At 69.5% G+C, this 15,082-nt stretch carries 16 protein-coding genes; 11 read left to right on the forward strand and 5 right to left on the reverse strand.

From position 1 onward, the window contains the following. Positions 1-237 precede the first annotated feature (237 nt). Both ACZ4O3_RS28010 and ACZ4O3_RS28015 read right to left on the reverse strand, forming a co-directional pair. A complete protein-coding gene (locus ACZ4O3_RS28010) occupies positions 238-822 on the reverse strand; it encodes a nicotinamidase (protein WP_362713335.1) in 585 nt (194 codons plus the stop codon). Positions 823-970: 148 nt separating this feature from the next. Next, positions 971-2,317, reverse strand: a complete 1,347-nt coding sequence (locus ACZ4O3_RS28015; RefSeq protein WP_384988744.1) for a nicotinate phosphoribosyltransferase — start codon at positions 2,315-2,317, stop codon at positions 971-973. Positions 2,318-2,374: 57 nt separating this feature from the next. Between ACZ4O3_RS28015 and clpS the strand changes: the two genes are divergently transcribed. The 9 genes from clpS (at position 2,375) to ACZ4O3_RS28060 (ending at position 10,351) form a co-directional block, all read left to right on the forward strand. Further along, positions 2,375-2,692, forward strand: a complete 318-nt coding sequence (gene clpS, locus ACZ4O3_RS28020; RefSeq protein ID WP_362713332.1) for an ATP-dependent Clp protease adapter ClpS — start codon at positions 2,375-2,377, stop codon at positions 2,690-2,692. A 112-nt stretch (positions 2,693-2,804) separates the two neighbouring features. Beyond that, positions 2,805-3,410, forward strand: coding sequence for a DUF2017 domain-containing protein (locus ACZ4O3_RS28025; protein ID WP_467724839.1), 606 nt, complete (start codon positions 2,805-2,807; stop codon positions 3,408-3,410). 332 nt (positions 3,411-3,742) lie between these two features. Next, entirely contained in the window at positions 3,743-5,182 is a 1,440-nt protein-coding gene (locus ACZ4O3_RS28030; protein WP_467724841.1) for an amino acid permease, read from the forward strand. A 141-nt stretch (positions 5,183-5,323) separates the two neighbouring features. Beyond that, entirely contained in the window at positions 5,324-5,746 is a 423-nt protein-coding gene (locus tag ACZ4O3_RS28035; RefSeq protein ID WP_362713326.1) for a M67 family metallopeptidase, read from the forward strand. A 266-nt stretch (positions 5,747-6,012) separates the two neighbouring features. Next, complete coding sequence (locus ACZ4O3_RS28040) at positions 6,013-6,108, forward strand: putative leader peptide (RefSeq protein WP_362713325.1); 96 nt, start codon at positions 6,013-6,015, stop codon at positions 6,106-6,108. A gap of 85 nt (positions 6,109-6,193) precedes the next feature. After that, positions 6,194-6,472 carry a MoaD/ThiS family protein gene (locus tag ACZ4O3_RS28045; RefSeq protein ID WP_362713323.1) on the forward strand — a complete coding sequence of 93 codons (279 nt, stop codon included), beginning with the start codon at positions 6,194-6,196 and terminating at the stop codon, positions 6,470-6,472. Positions 6,473-6,479: 7 nt separating this feature from the next. Next, positions 6,480-7,430: a PLP-dependent cysteine synthase family protein gene (locus ACZ4O3_RS28050; RefSeq protein WP_362713321.1), complete on the forward strand. Its 951-nt coding sequence runs from the start codon at positions 6,480-6,482 to the stop codon at positions 7,428-7,430. 248 nt (positions 7,431-7,678) lie between these two features. Then, the gene (locus ACZ4O3_RS28055; protein WP_362713319.1) at positions 7,679-9,736 is read left to right on the forward strand and encodes a putative Ig domain-containing protein; all 2,058 of its coding nucleotides are present in this window, start codon (positions 7,679-7,681) and stop codon (positions 9,734-9,736) included. Positions 9,737-9,859: 123 nt separating this feature from the next. After that, the gene (locus ACZ4O3_RS28060; protein ID WP_362713317.1) at positions 9,860-10,351 is read left to right on the forward strand and encodes a hypothetical protein; all 492 of its coding nucleotides are present in this window, start codon (positions 9,860-9,862) and stop codon (positions 10,349-10,351) included. Positions 10,352-10,354: 3 nt separating this feature from the next. On the opposite strand, the gene ACZ4O3_RS28065 is transcribed toward ACZ4O3_RS28060, so the two are convergent. Continuing rightward, on the reverse strand, positions 10,355-10,813 hold the full coding sequence (locus tag ACZ4O3_RS28065; RefSeq protein WP_467724844.1) for a type II toxin-antitoxin system PemK/MazF family toxin: 459 nt from the start codon (positions 10,811-10,813) through the stop codon (positions 10,355-10,357). A 240-nt stretch (positions 10,814-11,053) separates the two neighbouring features. Between ACZ4O3_RS28065 and ACZ4O3_RS28070 the strand changes: the two genes are divergently transcribed. Beyond that, positions 11,054-11,806: an MBL fold metallo-hydrolase gene (locus tag ACZ4O3_RS28070; protein WP_362713313.1), complete on the forward strand. Its 753-nt coding sequence runs from the start codon at positions 11,054-11,056 to the stop codon at positions 11,804-11,806. Positions 11,807-11,906: 100 nt separating this feature from the next. Here ACZ4O3_RS28070 and ACZ4O3_RS28075 read toward each other — a convergent pair whose 3' ends face one another. Further along, positions 11,907-13,154 (reverse strand): PTS transporter subunit EIIC, encoded by a 1,248-nt coding sequence (locus tag ACZ4O3_RS28075; protein WP_362713311.1) that lies wholly within the window; start codon positions 13,152-13,154, stop codon positions 11,907-11,909. Positions 13,155-13,286: 132 nt separating this feature from the next. After that, a complete protein-coding gene (locus ACZ4O3_RS28080; RefSeq protein ID WP_467724846.1) occupies positions 13,287-14,585 on the reverse strand; it encodes a PTS transporter subunit EIIC in 1,299 nt (432 codons plus the stop codon). 189 nt (positions 14,586-14,774) lie between these two features. Here ACZ4O3_RS28080 and ACZ4O3_RS28085 point away from each other — a divergent pair, with 189 nt between their 5' ends. Further along, positions 14,775-15,008 carry a PTS sugar transporter subunit IIB gene (locus tag ACZ4O3_RS28085; RefSeq protein WP_234544142.1) on the forward strand — a complete coding sequence of 78 codons (234 nt, stop codon included), beginning with the start codon at positions 14,775-14,777 and terminating at the stop codon, positions 15,006-15,008. The last annotated feature ends 74 nt before the right edge of the window (positions 15,009-15,082 follow it).

Genomic DNA, 15,082 nt, shown 5'->3' on the forward strand with positions numbered 1-15,082 from the left:
CGCGGGGAACTGTGCGACCAGCCCTCACCGGGCGCGCGCCGGCCCACTGCGAGCCGGTGACCCTGCTCTGAGGGGCGGGTCCCTCAGCAGGGGGGGGTTGCGACCCCCAACCTCAGGGTCGCGGGGAACTGCGCGGCCAGCCCCCACCGGGCGCGCGCCAGGACACCACCCGGCTCGGCACCGCCGAAGTCCGCCGGCAGGGCGTGCAACCGGCGGGCACCCCGTAGAGCGCGGCCCTCACACCACCGGCTTGCCCGTCAGCTCCACGCCCGCCTCACGCATCTCCTCCAGCGCCCGTTCCGTCGTCTCCTCGGCCACGCCCGCCGTCAGGTCCAGGAGGACCTGGGTGCGGAACCCCTCCCGCACGGCGTCCAGGGCGGTCGCCCGCACGCAGTGGTCCGTCGCGATCCCCACCACGTCCACCTCGTCGATCTTGCGGGCCCGCAGCCAGTCCGCCAGCCTGACCCCGTTCTCGTCCGCGCCCTCGAAGCCGCTGTACGCCGCGGCGTACGCCCCCTTGCTGAACACGGCGTCCACCGCGCCGGAGGCGACCGCAGGGGCGAAGTTCGGGTGGAAGCCGACGCCCTCGGTGCCGGCCACGCAGTGCGCCGGCCAGCTGTGCACATAGTCGGGGTTGTCCGCGAAGTGGCCGCCCGGCGCGATGTGGTGGTCGCGGGTGGCCACCACATGGCGGTAGCCGGCGGGCGCCTGTCCGATCAGCTCCGTGACCGCGGCGGCCACGTCGGCGCCGCCCGACACCGCGAGGCTGCCCCCCTCACAGAAGTCGTTCTGCACATCAACGACGATCAAGGCGCGGCGCATGGTCGGTGTCCTTCGCGTTCGGTGTCGGGTCTGTCGAGGGGGGAGACGCAGGAAAGAGGGGTGCGGGTCCGGCCTGAACCTCCGAGCGTAGAGACTTACGGGGGCGTAGGGGAGGGGGCTTTGCGGGGCGCGTACGCGGGCACCCGCTCTAGCTACCCGAGCGCCCCTGGACGTACTCCGTCGGAAGGACCGCTTCTCCGCGCGAGAGCTGGGTCGCGGACAGGGGCAGATTGGCCTTGGCCGTGGCATGACGGGCACGGGACGCGTCCAGCGGTTCGCGGGCGACCACCTGGCCGGACTTGACCAGTTCGGTCAGCAGCTGCTGGTCGACCAGCTCGGCCGGCACCTCGCCGGTGCCGACGACCTCGGCCTCCGCCACCCCGTCGGCGTCCAGCCGCCGTGCCGCCCACTTGCGGCCGCCGACGGACGTCTTGCCGCCGGTGGACTTCTTGGCCACCGGCACCAGCGGAGCCTTCGGGTCGGCGGACCCGGCGCGGGCGACCAGCTTGTAGACCATGGAGCAGGTGGGGTGGCCGGAGCCGGTCACCAGCTGGGTGCCGACGCCGTACGCGTCCACGGGTGCCGCGGCCAGCGAGGCGATGGCGTACTCGTCGAGGTCGGAGGTCACGACGATCTTCGTGTCCCGGGCGCCCAGCTCGTCCAGCTGCTGGCGGACCCGGTGGGCGACCAGCAGCAGGTCGCCCGAGTCGATGCGGACGGCGCCCAGCTCGGGCCCGGCCACCTCGACGGCCGTACGGACCGCCTCGGCGACGTCGTAGGTGTCGACCAGCAGGGTGGTCCCCCGGCCGAGCGAGTCGACCTGGGCCTGGAACGCGTCGCGCTCGCGGTCGTGCAGCAGGGTGAAGGCGTGGGCGGAGGTGCCCACCGTGGGGATGCCGTAGCGGAAGCCGGCCGCCAGGTCGGAGGTGGTCGCGAAACCGCCGACGTAGGCGGCGCGGGAGGCGGCGACGGCGGCCAGTTCGTGGGTGCGGCGGGCACCCATCTCGATCAGCGGACGGTCGCCCGCGGCCGAGGCCATCCGGGAGGCGGCGGCCGCGATCGCCGAGTCGTGGTTGAGGATGGAGAGGATCACGGTCTCCAGCAGCACGCACTCGGCGAAGGAGCCCTCCACCCGCATGATCGGCGAGCCGGGGAAGTAGACCTCGCCCTCCGGATAGCCCCAGATGTCACCGCTGAAGCGGTAGCCGGCGAGCCTGCGCAGGGTGGGTTCGTCGACGATCTTCCGCTCGGCCAGGAAGCCGAGCACGTCCGGGTCGAACCGGAAGTTCTCCACGGCGTCCAGGACACGCCCGGTTCCCGCCACGACGCCGTACCGGCGCCCCTCCGGCAGCCGCCGGGTGAAGACCTCGAAGACGCTGCGCCGCTCGGCCGTACCGGCCTTGAGCGCGGCCTGCAGCATGGTCAGCTCGTACTGGTCCGTGAAGAGCGCCGTCGAGGGAACGTCCACCGGCAGCCCAAGGTCCGCTGTGTTCATGGCTGGAGATGCTACCCCCATCTCGTCAGTGTGACGATTTGTGGGGCGCGTGGCAGCATGGGCCTTGTGACGTCACCCGCTCCCGTAGAGATCGAACGCACCGAGTCGGCGGAGGAGGTCTTCGCCGTACCCGAGCCCGACGTCCCCTGGGTGACGATCGTGCACAACGACCCCGTCAACCTCATGAGCTACGTGACGTACGTCTTCCAGACGTACTTCGGCTATCCCAAGGACAAGGCCACCAAGCTCATGCTGGACGTCCACCACAAGGGCCGGGCGATCGTCTCCAGCGGCACGCGCGAGGAGATGGAGCGCGACGTGCAGGCGATGCACGGCTACGGCCTGTGGGCCACCCTCCAGCAGGACCGGAAATGACCCCGCAGGACCGGGCGCGCCCCTCGCCCGCAGGACCGGACGTGACCCCTTGCCCGCAGGACCGGACGTAGCCAGACCCCGCGACCAGGACCGGAAGCAGCGAACCCTCTCCATGCCAGGAATCTTCGAACCGCTCCCCGGCGGCGGCGCGGCCGTCGCCCTCGACGACGTCGAGATCTCGATCATCCGGACGCTGGCCGTCCAGCTTCTGGAGCTCATCGGCCCCGGTCCCGCCGAGGACGCCCCCGACGACCCGCTCGCCGAGCTCTTCGCCGAGGGGCCGAGCGAGGCGCCCACCGACCCGGTGCTGCGCCGGCTCTTCCCGGACGCCTACGGCGACCCGGAGCGGCTGCCCGGCTCCTCGCGGGAGGCCGAGGAGCAGCAGGCCCACTCGGCCGAGTTCCGCCGTTACACGGAGAACGACCTCCGGGCCGGCAAGCGGGAGAGCGCCCTCGCGGTGATCCGCTCCCTGGACGCGCTGGCTCCCGTCGGAGAGGGCGGCGCGGTCCTCAAGCTGGCGCCCGAGGAGTCCCGGCAGTGGCTCGGTGCCCTGAACGACCTGCGCCTGGCCATCGGCTCCCGCCTCGACATCACCGACGAGGACGACACCGACCTGCTCTACCAGCTCCCCGACGAGGACGCGCGCAAGCCGATGGTGATGGCCTATCTGTGGCTCGGCGGCCTCCAGGAGACCCTGGTCACCACCCTTATGCCGTAATTCACCCCGATTTTGCGTTCGCTCAGAGGACGCTCAAATCCGGATAACGATCCAGTCACCGCTGCGGCCTGGTATGTCCCGTTCTGGTGGCACTTTGTCTGGTTCTTCCAGTGGTGTGCGCCACAATCCCTCCCGGCGGAACTCTGTGATCAGTATGGCCGCCGTGATAAATCTTCACGACCGCCCGGCGACACCACCCATGTGTCCGTCCGGGTGCGCCACCGAGCCGACCATCGTCGGCCAGGCACCACTCCAGCAATCCGGGGGGATCGAAACCCGATCCGCGGCCGACCAGAGGCCCGGGTCGGCATGGAGAAAGGCGCACACCACACATGACCTCCGCTCAGGTCGACACGTCGGAGCAGTCCTCCGAATCCTCGGAAGAGGGGTACGAGCGCGGACTCGGCAGCCGCCAGGTCCAGATGATCGCCATCGGCGGCGCCATCGGCGTCGGCCTCTTCCTGGGCGCCGGGGCGAACATCGCCAAGGCCGGTCCCAGCCTCATCCTGATGTACGCCCTCGCCGGCGGCATCATCTTCTTCATCATGCGGGCCCTCGGCGAGCTCCTGCTCTACCGGCCGGTCTCCGGCTCCTTCGCGGAGTACTCCCGGGAGTTCCTCGGTCCGTTCTTCGGCTACTTCACCGGCTGGACCTACTGGCTGATGTGGGTCGTCACCGGCATGGCGGAACTGACGGCCGCCGCGATCTACGTCAACTACTGGTTCCCGTCCGTCCCCCAGTGGGTGACCGCGCTGGTCTTTCTGGTGATCCTCTTCGGGGTCAACCTGATCTCGGTGAAGGTCTTCGGGGAGCTGGAGTTCTGGTTCTCCATGGTCAAGGTCACGGCCCTGATCGGCATGATCGTGATCGGCCTCGGCGTCCTCACCTTCGGCTTCAGCGCCGCCGGTGACACCGCGTCGGTCGCGAACCTCTACCAGTTCGACGGCTTCTTCCCCAAGGGCGTCGGCTCCTCCCTGATGACCCTCCAGGGCGTCATGTTCGCGTACCTCGCGGTCGAACTGGTCGGCGTCACCGCCGGCGAGTCCGAGAACCCGGAGAAGACCCTCCCCAAGGCGATCAACACTCTCCCCTGGCGTATCGCCCTCTTCTACGTCGGTGCGCTCACGGTGATCCTCTGCGTCGTGAAGTGGACGGAGTTCGCCCCGGGAGTCTCCCCGTTCGTCGCGGCCTTCGCGAAGATCGGCATCCCGGCCGGCGCCGGCATCGTCAACTTCGTCGTCCTGACCGCGGCGCTGTCCTCCTGCAACTCCGGCATGTACTCCACCGGCCGGATGCTGCGGAACCTGGCCGACAGCCGCGAGGCCCCGGCCGTCTTCAGCAGGCTGTCCGCGTCGAAGACCCCGGCGCTCGGCATCACCGTCTCGGTGCTCTTCATGGGCATCGGCGTCGTCCTCAACTACGTCGTCCCGGAGAAGGCGTTCGGGTACGTCACCTCGGTCGCCACCGCGGCCGGCATCTGGACCTGGCTGATGATCCTGATCAGCCACGTCCTCTACCGCCGCGCGGTCGACGCGGGCCGGCTGCCCGCGTCCTCCTTCCCGGCGCCCGGCGGGGCGGTGTGCAGCTGGATCGCCATCGTCTTCCTGCTCTTCGTGACCGGCCTGATCGCGTACGACGGTGACTCCCGGGTCTGCCTGTACGTGATGGCCGGCTGGGCCGCCGCGCTCGGCATCGGCTGGCTGGTCCTCAAGAACCGCGACCCGCAGATCGGCGAGCGGAACGAACGGACCTCGCTGGAGAAGGTGAGCTGACCCCCTCGCCACCCCCTCAGGACGTCCCGTCGCAGGGAGCACTCGTGGCGCCCCTTGCGACAGCCGCTCAGGACGTCCGGCATATGGGCCGTCCCGTACCAGTCTTCGGTACGGGACGGCCCTCTGCTTATCCTGGCCGACATGCTGACCATCACCCAGGAACTCGTCGACCGCATCGTCGCCCACGCGCGCGAGGACCACCCCGACGAGGCGTGCGGCGTCGTGGCGGGAGCGGCCGGCTCGGACCGCCCCGAGCGGTTCGTCCCGATGCTCAACGCGGCGATGTCCCCGACCTTCTACGAGTTCGACTCCGGCGACCTCCTCAAGCTGTACCGCGAGATGGACGACCGCGACGAGGAGCCGGTGGTCATCTACCACTCCCACACGGCGACGGAGGCGTACCCGTCCCGGACGGACATCAGCTACGCGAACGAGCCGGGCGCGCACTACGTCCTGGTCTCGACGGCCGACACCGACGGCCTCGGCGACTTCCAGTTCCGGTCCTTCCGCATCGTCGACGGCGAGGTGACGGAGGAGGAGGTCAGGACCGTCGAGGCGTACTGACGTCCGGTGGCCCGCCGTCCCCCTTCTCTCAGCGGCTCACGCGGACTTCTCCGCCGCGACGGTGACCGGCCACGACGGGGATTCCGGCGGTGCCGGACCGGCCGGTGGTCGCCCGCGGGCCGGTGGGCTGGTCGCGCCGTTCCTCCCCGGCCTTCGGCCGGGGATACCCCCGGCGCCCCTGGGGGTGTCTCAACCCTCGGCCAGAAAGTGTCCGTCATCCGAGATCACACTCGGGGATGCGCACCGGGAATCGATACGATGACCCCATGGTTCTGAACGACGTGAGCGAGAAGGCGCGGGGCATCGTGCTCGTGGCGCGGCTGCACGTCGACCTGTGCAGGCTGAACAGCGCCATCTGTTGACGTTCTCCTGCCGCCGCACGGCCGTGAGCCGCGGCGTGCCGCTGCGCGCCCACCCACCCAGACTTTCCGACAGGAGCCCTGAGCCATGGCCATCGAGGTCCGCATCCCGACCATCCTCCGCCAGTACACCGACGGTCAGAAGGCGGTGGAGGGCAGCGGTGAGACCCTCGCCGACCTCTTCAACGACCTCGAGACCCGGCACGCCGGCATCCACGCCCGCATCGTGGACGACGGCAAGCTGCGCCGTTTCGTCAACGTGTACCTGAACGACGAGGACGTCCGTTTTGTCGACGGCATCGAGACCAAGCTGACCGACGGCGACACGATCACGATCCTGCCGGCGGTCGCCGGCGGCATGGCCTGAGATCGGCATGCGCTACGACTCCCCGTTGGCCGCGGTCGGCAACACCCCCCTGGTGCGCCTGCCGCGGCTCTCGCCGTCCGCCGAGGTCCGGATCTGGGCCAAGCTGGAGGACCGCAACCCGACCGGTTCGGTCAAGGACCGTCCCGCCCTGCACATGATCGAGCAGGCGGAGAAGGACGGCCGGCTCACCCCGGGCTGCACCATCCTGGAGCCGACCTCGGGCAACACCGGCATCTCGCTGGCGATGGCGGCGAAGCTCAAGGGTTACCGCATGGTGTGCGTGATGCCCGAGAACACCTCGCAGGAGCGCCGGGACCTGTTGGGCATGTGGGGCGCGGAGATCATCTCCAGTCCGGCGGCCGGCGGTTCCAACACCGCCGTGCGGGTGGCCAAGGAGATCGCCGCCGAGCACCCGGACTGGGTGATGCTCTACCAGTACGGCAACCCCGACAACGCGGGCGCGCACTACGCGACGACCGGTCCGGAGATCCTCGCCGACCTCCCCTCCGTCACGCACTTCGTCGCCGGGCTCGGCACCACCGGCACCCTCATGGGCGTCGGCCGGTACCTGCGCGAGCAGAAGCCGGACGTGCGGATCGTCGCCGCCGAACCGCGCTACGACGACCTCGTGTACGGGCTCAGGAACCTCGACGAGGGCTTCGTGCCCGAGCTGTACGACGCCTCCGTGCTCACCACCCGCTACTCGGTGGGCTCGGCGGACGCGGTGACCCGGACCCGGGAGCTCCTCCAGCAGGAGGGCATCTTCGCGGGCGTCTCCACCGGTGCCGCGCTGCACGCCGCGATCGGCGTGGGGAAGAAGGCCGTGCAGGCCGGCGAGAGCGCGGACATCGTGTTCGTCGTCGCCGACGGCGGCTGGAAGTACCTGTCGACCGGGGTCTACACGGCCGCCACGACCGAGGAAGCCATCGAGACCCTCCAGGGTCAGCTCTGGGCATAGCGCTCATCATGCACGCGCCAACCCCCTCCTATGAGGGGGCTAAGCGCTGTCCATGCCGGTGCAAAGATCTTCCTCCGGGGGGACCGGGCCCCACCGAACCCGACTAGCTTCTCCTTCGTCCTGTTCATGCCATGCATGTCGGCAGCGCAGGGTGTTCGAAATGTCATGCTCATGACTGCGCGCACTCTGCCGCCGCTACGCGCGTCACGGGCCTGCCTTGTAACCCCACCGATGGAGGCAGTACCCCCATGCGTGAATCACGACGGAGCCTGCGAAGACTCCTGGCCGTCGCCTTCCCCGCCCTCGCCCTCGCCGTCTCCGGATTCGTCGCGGCGCCCACCGCCGGGGCCGCCCAGCCCGCGACCGCGGCGCCCCACGCCGCCACCAAGGCCACCCAGAACGCCAGGGCCCTCACCGACCCCGGTCGCCAGGCCGTGCACAGCACCGGCAAGGCGGGCCAGAAGGTGCCCACCGAGCACCTGTGCGCCACCGCCACCAAGGCGGGCCAGGTCTCCTGCTTCGCGCAGCGCCGGACCGACATCAAGCAGCAGCTGGCCTCCGCGCTCGCCGCCGCCCCCTCCGGCCTGAGCCCCTCGAACCTGCACAGCGCCTACAACCTGCCCTCGACGGGCGGCTCCGGCCTGACCGTCGCCGTGGTCGACGCCTACAACGACCCCAACGCCGAGTCGGACCTGGCCACTTACCGCTCGCAGTTCGGCCTGTCCGCCTGCACCAAGGCCAACGGCTGCTTCAAGCAGGTCAGTCAGACCGGTTCGACCACCTCGCTGCCCACGAACGACTCCGGCTGGGCCGGCGAGGAAGCGCTCGACATCGACATGGTCAGCGCCGTCTGCCCGAACTGCAACATCATCCTCGTAGAGGCGACTTCGCCCACCGACGCCAACCTCGGCACCGCCGAGAACGAGGCCGTCACCCTCGGCGCCAAGTTCGTCTCCAACAGCTGGGGCGGCTCCGAGTCCTCCTCGCAGACCAGCGAGGACACCTCGTACTTCAAACACCCGGGCGTGGCGATCACCGTCTCCGCCGGTGACGAGGACTACGGCGCCGAGTACCCGGCGACCTCCCAGTACGTGACCGCCGTCGGCGGCACCGCGCTGTCCACCTCGTCCAACTCCCGCGGCTGGACCGAGTCCGTGTGGAAGACCAGCTCGTCCGAGGGTACCGGCTCCGGCTGCTCCGCCTACGACGCCAAGCCCACCTGGCAGACCGACACCGGCTGCACCAAGCGCATGGAGTCCGACGTCTCCGCGGTCGCCGACCCGGCCACCGGCGTGGCGGTCTACGACACCTACGGCGGCTCCGGCTGGGCGGTCTACGGCGGCACCAGCGCCTCCTCGCCGATCATCGCCGGCGTCTACGCCCTCGCGGGCACCCCGGGCTCCAGCGACTACCCGGCGAAGTACCCCTACTCCCACACCGGCAACCTGTACGACGTCACCAGCGGCAACAACGGCTCCTGCTCGACGTCGTACTTCTGCACCGCCGGCACCGGCTACGACGGCCCGACCGGCTGGGGCACCCCGAACGGCACCACGGCCTTCACCGCCGGCGGCACCTCCGGCAACACGGTGACCGTCACCAGCCCCGGCAGCCAGTCCACCGCCACCGGCGGCTCGGTCAGCCTGCAGATCTCGGCGACCGACAGCGCGGGCGCGGCCCTCACCTACAGCGCGACCGGCCTGCCCACCGGGCTGTCGATCAGCGGCTCGGGCCTGATCTCCGGCACGGCGTCCACCGCGGGCACCTACCAGGTCACCGTGACGGCGAAGGACTCCACCGGCGCCTCGGGTTCGGCGTCGTTCAGCTGGACCGTCGGCACCGGCGGCGGCACCTGCACCTCGGCCCAACTGCTCGGCAACCCGGGCTTCGAGTCGGGCAACACCACCTGGACCGCCTCCAGCGGCGTCATCACCAACGACACCGGTGAGGCGGCGCACGCCGGCTCCTACAAGGCCTGGCTGGACGGCTACGGCTCCACCCACACCGACACGCTCTCCCAGTCGGTGACGATCCCGTCCGGGTGCAAGGCGACCTTCACCTTCTACCTGCACGTCGACACCGCGGAGACCACCACCAGCAGCCAGTACGACAAGCTGACGGTCACCGCCGGTTCGACCACCCTGGCCACCTACTCCAACCTCAACAAGGCCACCGGATACGCACAGAAGTCCTTCGACCTGTCGTCGTACGCGGGCTCGACCGTCACCCTGAAGTTCAGCGGTGCCGAGGACTCCTCCCTGCAGACCAGCTTCGTCGTCGACGACACCGCCGTCACGACTGGCTGATCCCGGCCGCCGACCGACCGGATCCCGCACCCGGAAGCCGTCCGGGTGCGGGATCCGTATGTCCGGGAGATACGTCACATCGGCATCAAGGGTTCCGTTCCCCCACCGAAAGGCGGACACCCCATGCGCCGTACGACGGTCCACCGCGCGTCGCTCGCCGCGGCGACCCTCCTCCTGCTGGCGGGCTGCGGCTCGCAGAGCGGGAGCACCGACCAGGGCAGCGGCACGGTGTCCTCCTCGCCGTCCCCCGGCGGTCCGGCCGCGAGCCCCAGTCAGAGCGGCTCCACCGGCGGCTGCACGCCCGCCACCTCCGAACTCACCGCCGCCGACGACCGCGCCACGGTCTGCGTGGCGGTCGGCGGCACGCTCCGGCTCACCCTCGACGGCACCGAGCAGCGCCCCTGGAAGGCGGTCACCGTGAGCGGCGACGCGCTGCGGGCCACCAACGGCGGGATCGTCCTCCAGCCCGGAGACGCCTCCGCCGCCTACACCGCCGTAGCCTCCGGAACCGTCACCCTCACCTCGTCCCGCCCGCTGTGCGCCGAGCCCACCGCGCCGGGCGGGGTCTCCTGCAAGGGAATCCAGGAGTGGCAGGTCACCGTCAGGGTGAAGTGACCCTCAGGGGGCCAGGTGCCGGACCTGGTCCCACAGCACCGGGTCGACCACGCCCACCCGGCGCCGGAACTCCCACACCGACACCTCGCGCAGCTCGTCCGTCTCCAGGAAGCTCGGCCGGCCGTGGGCGTCCCCGACCGAGCCCGGCGGCAGCGGGATCACCCCGGCCCGCTCGTCGCGGTACTTGCTGGTGATCTTGGCGACGGTCGCGTGGTTGCCGCGCACCGCCAGCACCAGACAGGGCCGGTCCTTGGCGCCCGGACCGTCCTCGTAGGGCACGTTGGCCCACCAGATGTCCCCCGGATGGGGCCGGCCGGTCCCCGTGTGCGGGCCGCGCGGACGTCCCGGCGGGCGGGTGCGGTGTCCGCGCGGACGATGCCCCCGGCCCCATCCGTCGACGAGGGTGGCGACCAGCGCCAGCAGGACGACTGCCGCGAGCGCGAGCCACCATGACGTATCCATACGACGACGTTACCGGCGCGAGATAATCGATGCGCGCCCTTGCGCGATCCTTGTGCGCCCCTGGTCCAGCCGAACCGGTGACAGCACAGGTGAGTTCGCCCACAACGGCCCCTGGCGGAGGAGCGACCGGCCCTTTTGCGCCTTACGCTCGACGAACCGCACGACCCCCGCTCACCTCTCTGTTCTCCGACTCCAGTTCCCGGTTGATCCGGGTGTTCCGCCAACGGAGGTTTCTGCTTCATGAAGCTCACCGTCGTCGGCTGCTCGGGGTCGTTCCCGTCCGCGGAATCGGCCTGCTCGAGCTACCTCGTAGAGGCCGACGGCTACCGGCTGCTCCTCGACATGGGCAACGGCGCCCTCGGCGAGCTGCAGCGCCACTGCGGTCTCTACGACCTCGACGCGATCTTCCTGAGCCATCTGCACGCCGACCACTGCATCGACATGTGCGCCTACTTCGTGGCGCGCTACTACCGCCACGACGGCGGCCCGTGCCCCCCGATCCCGGTCTTCGGCCCCGAGGGCACCGAGCACCGTCTCACCACGGCCTACGCCGACACCCCCACCGCCTCCTCGATGAGCGAGGTCTTCGACTTCCACACGGTCAAGCCGTCCACGTTCGACCTCGGCCCCTTCACGGTCCACACCGAGCGGGTCCGCCATCCCGTGGAGGCCTACGGCGTCCGCGTCGAACACGCCGGGAAGTCCCTGACGTACTCGGGCGACACGGGCGTCACGGAGGCACTCGAATCGCTGGCCCGGGACACCGACCTGTTCCTGTGCGAGGCGGCCTTCACGCACGGCAAGGAGAACATCCCGGACCTGCACCTCACCGGCCGCGAGGCCGGCGAGACCGCCGCCCGCGCCGGTGCCCGCCGGCTGGTTCTCACCCACATCCCCCCGTGGACCGACCCCGCCGTGAACCTCGCCGACGCACGCGAGGCCTTCGACGGGCCGGTGGACCTGGCGGCGCCACGCGTCGTCTACGAGATCTGACACGCCGTACGACGTCGCACCACGGAGTTCAGGCCCGTAGGTACGACAAAGGCCCCCGCAGCCGCCGGGCTGCGGGGGCCTCGTCATGACAAGGCCGGACTCACGCCTTCGTGAGGTCCTCGACCTCCTCCTCGGGCTCGCGGCCCGGGGTGGGGAGGTTGAACCGGATGATCGCGAACCGGAAGACGAAGTAGTAGATCGCTCCGAACACCAGGCCGATCGGGATGATCAGCCAGGGCTTGGTCGCCAGGTTCCAGTTCAGGGCGTAGTCGATCACACCCGCCGAGAAGGTGAAGCCCGCATGCACCCCGAGCGCCCAGGTGATCGCCATGGACAGGGCGGTCAGCACCGCGTGGATCACGTACAGCAGCGGCGCGATGAACATGAAGGTGAACTCGATCGGCTCGGTGACACCGGTCACGAACGAGGTCAGCGCCATCGACATCATCATGCCCATCACGGCCGCGCGGCGCTCCGGGCGGGCGGTGTGCGCGATGGCGAGGGCGGCGGCCGGCAGGCCGAACATCATGATGGGGAAGAAGCCGGACATGAACTGACCGGCCGTCGGGTCACCGGCGAAGAAGCGGGTGAGGTCACCGTGGACGATCTGGCCGGAGGCGTCCTTGAAGTCACCGATCTGGAACCAGGAGACGGTGTTCACGAACTGGTGCATGCCGACCGGGATCAGCGCGCGGTTGATCAGACCGAACAGACCGGCACCGAAGGCACCGAGACCGGTGATCCACTCGCCGAAGTTCGAGATGCCCTCACCGATCGGCTCCCAGATGAGGCCGAAGAAGACGCCCATGATCGTGCCGACGAAGGCCATGATGATCGGGACGAGCCTGCGGCCGTTGAAGAAGCCCAGCCAGTCCACCAGCTTGGTCCGATGGAAGCGCTGCCAGACCACCGCGCCGAGCAGGCCCATCACCAGGCCGCCCAGCACGCCGGGGTTGTTGTAGGTCGCCGCTATGTCGGCGCCGGCCTGCACCTTCGCCTCGGTGACCGGGAACGCCTTGAGGACGTTGGCGTAGACCAGGAAGCCGACCAGGGCGGCCAGTGCGGTGGAGCCGTCCGACTTCTTGGCGAAGCCGATCGCGACACCGATGCAGAACAGCATCGGAAGGTTGTCGAAGATCGCGCCACCGGCCGTCGCGAACACCGCGGTGACCTTGTCGGGCAGATGCAGCTTGTCGTGGATGTCCTGCTGACCGAAGCGGAGCAGCAGACCCGCGGCCGGGAGTACGGCGATCGGGAGCTGAAGGCTGCGGCCAACCTTCTGCAGGCCCTGGAACAGACCGGATCCCCACTTCTTTGTGGGAGCCGCCGTCGTGGTGGCGGTTGTCATACTTCCTCCATCGGTGGTGGTCTACACCACTCAGTGGTGTAGACCTGTTGTACACGATGGGGGCGTTATAAGGAACCCGTCAATTCCGCAACAGGAGAGTCACGATTTGTACTCCGTCCGGGGACGCTCCGGCTAAGCCTTGGTGACGTCCTCCACCTCGTCCTCCGGCTCCCTCCCCGGGGTCTTCAGATCGAACCGCGTGATGGCGAACCGGAAGATCACGTAGTAGACCACCGCGAAGCACAGACCGATCGGGACGATGGCCCACGGCCTGGTCGCCAGGTTCCAGTTGATGACGTAGTCGATGAGCCCCGCCGAGAAGCTGAACCCGTCGTGCACCCCGAGCCCCCACGTGACCGCCATCGACACCCCCGTCAGCACCGCGTGCACCGCGTACAGCAACGGCGCGATGAAGAGGAACGAGTACTCCAGCGGCTCGGTGATCCCCGTGACGAACGACGTCAGCGCCACCGACAGCATCAGACCGCCGATCTCCTTGCGCCGGTGCGGCTTCGCGCAGTGCGTGATGGCCAGCGCCGCGGCCGGCAACGCGAACATCATGATCGGGAAGAACCCCGACGTGAACTGACCCGCATCCGGATCGCCCGCCAGGAACATGTTGATGTCCCCGTGCACCGTCAGACCCGCCGGCGTGGTGTAACTGCCGAACTGGAACCAGATGGGCACGTTCAGGAACTGGTGCAGCCCGATGACGAGCAGCGCCCGGTTCGCGACCCCGAACACCCCCGCACCCCAGGCGCCCGCGTCCCGCAGCCAGCCGCTGAAACTCTCCAGCCCGTCACCGACCGGCGGCCACACCCACAGGCACAGCACAGCGAAGACGATCGCGACGAACGACATGATGATCGGCACCAGCCGCCGGCCGTTGAAGAAACCGAGCCAGTCCACCAGCCGCGTACGGTGGAAACGAGCCCAGAAGTACGCGGTCAGCAGCCCCATCGCGATCCCGCCGAACACCCCCGGGTTCTGGAACGTGAACGTCGACACCGAGCCGTCGCTCACCTGGCAGCCGATCCCCGGCAGCGCCCTCGACCCGCCGGGACAGTCCTGCGGAAACTGGTGCAGCACCCCGTAGTAGACGAGGAAGCCGGCCACCGCCGCCAGCGCCGTCGACCCGTCCGCCTTCTTCGCCATCCCGATCGCGACGCCCACGCAGAAGAGCAACGGAAGCCCGACCGACCCGTCGAGCAGCGCGCCGCCCGCGCCCTGCATCACCTTGGAGACATCGGTCCAGCCGAGCCCCTTGTCGCCGAAGACGTCAGGCTGCCCCAGCCGGTTCAGGATCCCCGCCGCCGGCAGCACCGCGATCGGCAGCTGCAGACTCCGCCCCATCTTCTGCAACCCCTGGAAAAGAGCGTTCCACCGCTCCCGTCCGGGACTGACCGTGCTGTCGGCGCTCTCGGCACTCATGGACACGTCCTCCGGGCCGCTCGGCTCCACCCCAGGGGTTTGGCGACCGCGCATCCGCTGGTGTAGACCAGTTGACGACGGTTCCGCCGCAGTGCTCGCCATCATTCGGCAGGCGCGGCACGGCCGCTCGAAAAGTTGGGCCAACTGTGGGTTACTGCGACAAAGCGGTTCGGATCAGGGAGAAGGAACATGGCCAGCAAGGCTGAGAAGATCGTCGCCGGCCTCGGCGGAATCGAGAACATCGACGAGATCGAAGGCTGCATCACCCGGCTGCGCACCGAGGTGCACGACGCCTCGAAGGTCGACGACGCCGCCCTGAAGGCCGCCGGAGCCCACGGCGTCGTCAAGATGGGCACCGCCATCCAGGTCGTCATCGGCACCGACGCCGACCCGATCGCCGCGGAGATCGAAGACATGATGTGAGCCCCGGGCTCACCCGAAGGGGCTCCTCCCTCCTGGGGACGAGCCCCTTCTGCCACTCCCGATAGGCTCTTCGC

The sequence above is a fragment of the Streptomyces sp. NPDC026515 genome, assembly GCF_055567595.1.

What these genes read in the sequence shown, in the direction of transcription:
- ACZ4O3_RS28040 (WP_362713325.1), top strand. Translation starts at nt 6,013, where the DNA reads ATGGTTCTGAACGACGTGAGCGAGAAGGCGCGGGGCATCGTGCTCGTG.
- ACZ4O3_RS28015 (WP_384988744.1), bottom strand. Translation starts at nt 2,317, where the DNA reads ATGAACACAGCGGACCTTGGGCTGCCGGTGGACGTTCCCTCGACGGCG.
- ACZ4O3_RS28055 (WP_362713319.1), top strand. Translation starts at nt 7,679, where the DNA reads ATGCGTGAATCACGACGGAGCCTGCGAAGACTCCTGGCCGTCGCCTTC.
- ACZ4O3_RS28070 (WP_362713313.1), top strand. Translation starts at nt 11,054, where the DNA reads ATGAAGCTCACCGTCGTCGGCTGCTCGGGGTCGTTCCCGTCCGCGGAA.
- ACZ4O3_RS28010 (WP_362713335.1), bottom strand. Translation starts at nt 822, where the DNA reads ATGCGCCGCGCCTTGATCGTCGTTGATGTGCAGAACGACTTCTGTGAG.
- ACZ4O3_RS28080 (WP_467724846.1), bottom strand. Translation starts at nt 14,585, where the DNA reads ATGAGTGCCGAGAGCGCCGACAGCACGGTCAGTCCCGGACGGGAGCGG.
- ACZ4O3_RS28075 (WP_362713311.1), bottom strand. Translation starts at nt 13,154, where the DNA reads ATGACAACCGCCACCACGACGGCGGCTCCCACAAAGAAGTGGGGATCC.
- ACZ4O3_RS28060 (WP_362713317.1), top strand. Translation starts at nt 9,860, where the DNA reads ATGCGCCGTACGACGGTCCACCGCGCGTCGCTCGCCGCGGCGACCCTC.
- ACZ4O3_RS28030 (WP_467724841.1), top strand. Translation starts at nt 3,743, where the DNA reads ATGACCTCCGCTCAGGTCGACACGTCGGAGCAGTCCTCCGAATCCTCG.
- ACZ4O3_RS28045 (WP_362713323.1), top strand. Translation starts at nt 6,194, where the DNA reads ATGGCCATCGAGGTCCGCATCCCGACCATCCTCCGCCAGTACACCGAC.
- ACZ4O3_RS28025 (WP_467724839.1), top strand. Translation starts at nt 2,805, where the DNA reads ATGCCAGGAATCTTCGAACCGCTCCCCGGCGGCGGCGCGGCCGTCGCC.
- ACZ4O3_RS28065 (WP_467724844.1), bottom strand. Translation starts at nt 10,813, where the DNA reads ATGGATACGTCATGGTGGCTCGCGCTCGCGGCAGTCGTCCTGCTGGCG.
- ACZ4O3_RS28085 (WP_234544142.1), top strand. Translation starts at nt 14,775, where the DNA reads ATGGCCAGCAAGGCTGAGAAGATCGTCGCCGGCCTCGGCGGAATCGAG.
- ACZ4O3_RS28035 (WP_362713326.1), top strand. Translation starts at nt 5,324, where the DNA reads ATGCTGACCATCACCCAGGAACTCGTCGACCGCATCGTCGCCCACGCG.
- clpS (WP_362713332.1), top strand. Translation starts at nt 2,375, where the DNA reads ATGGGCCTTGTGACGTCACCCGCTCCCGTAGAGATCGAACGCACCGAG.
- ACZ4O3_RS28050 (WP_362713321.1), top strand. Translation starts at nt 6,480, where the DNA reads ATGCGCTACGACTCCCCGTTGGCCGCGGTCGGCAACACCCCCCTGGTG.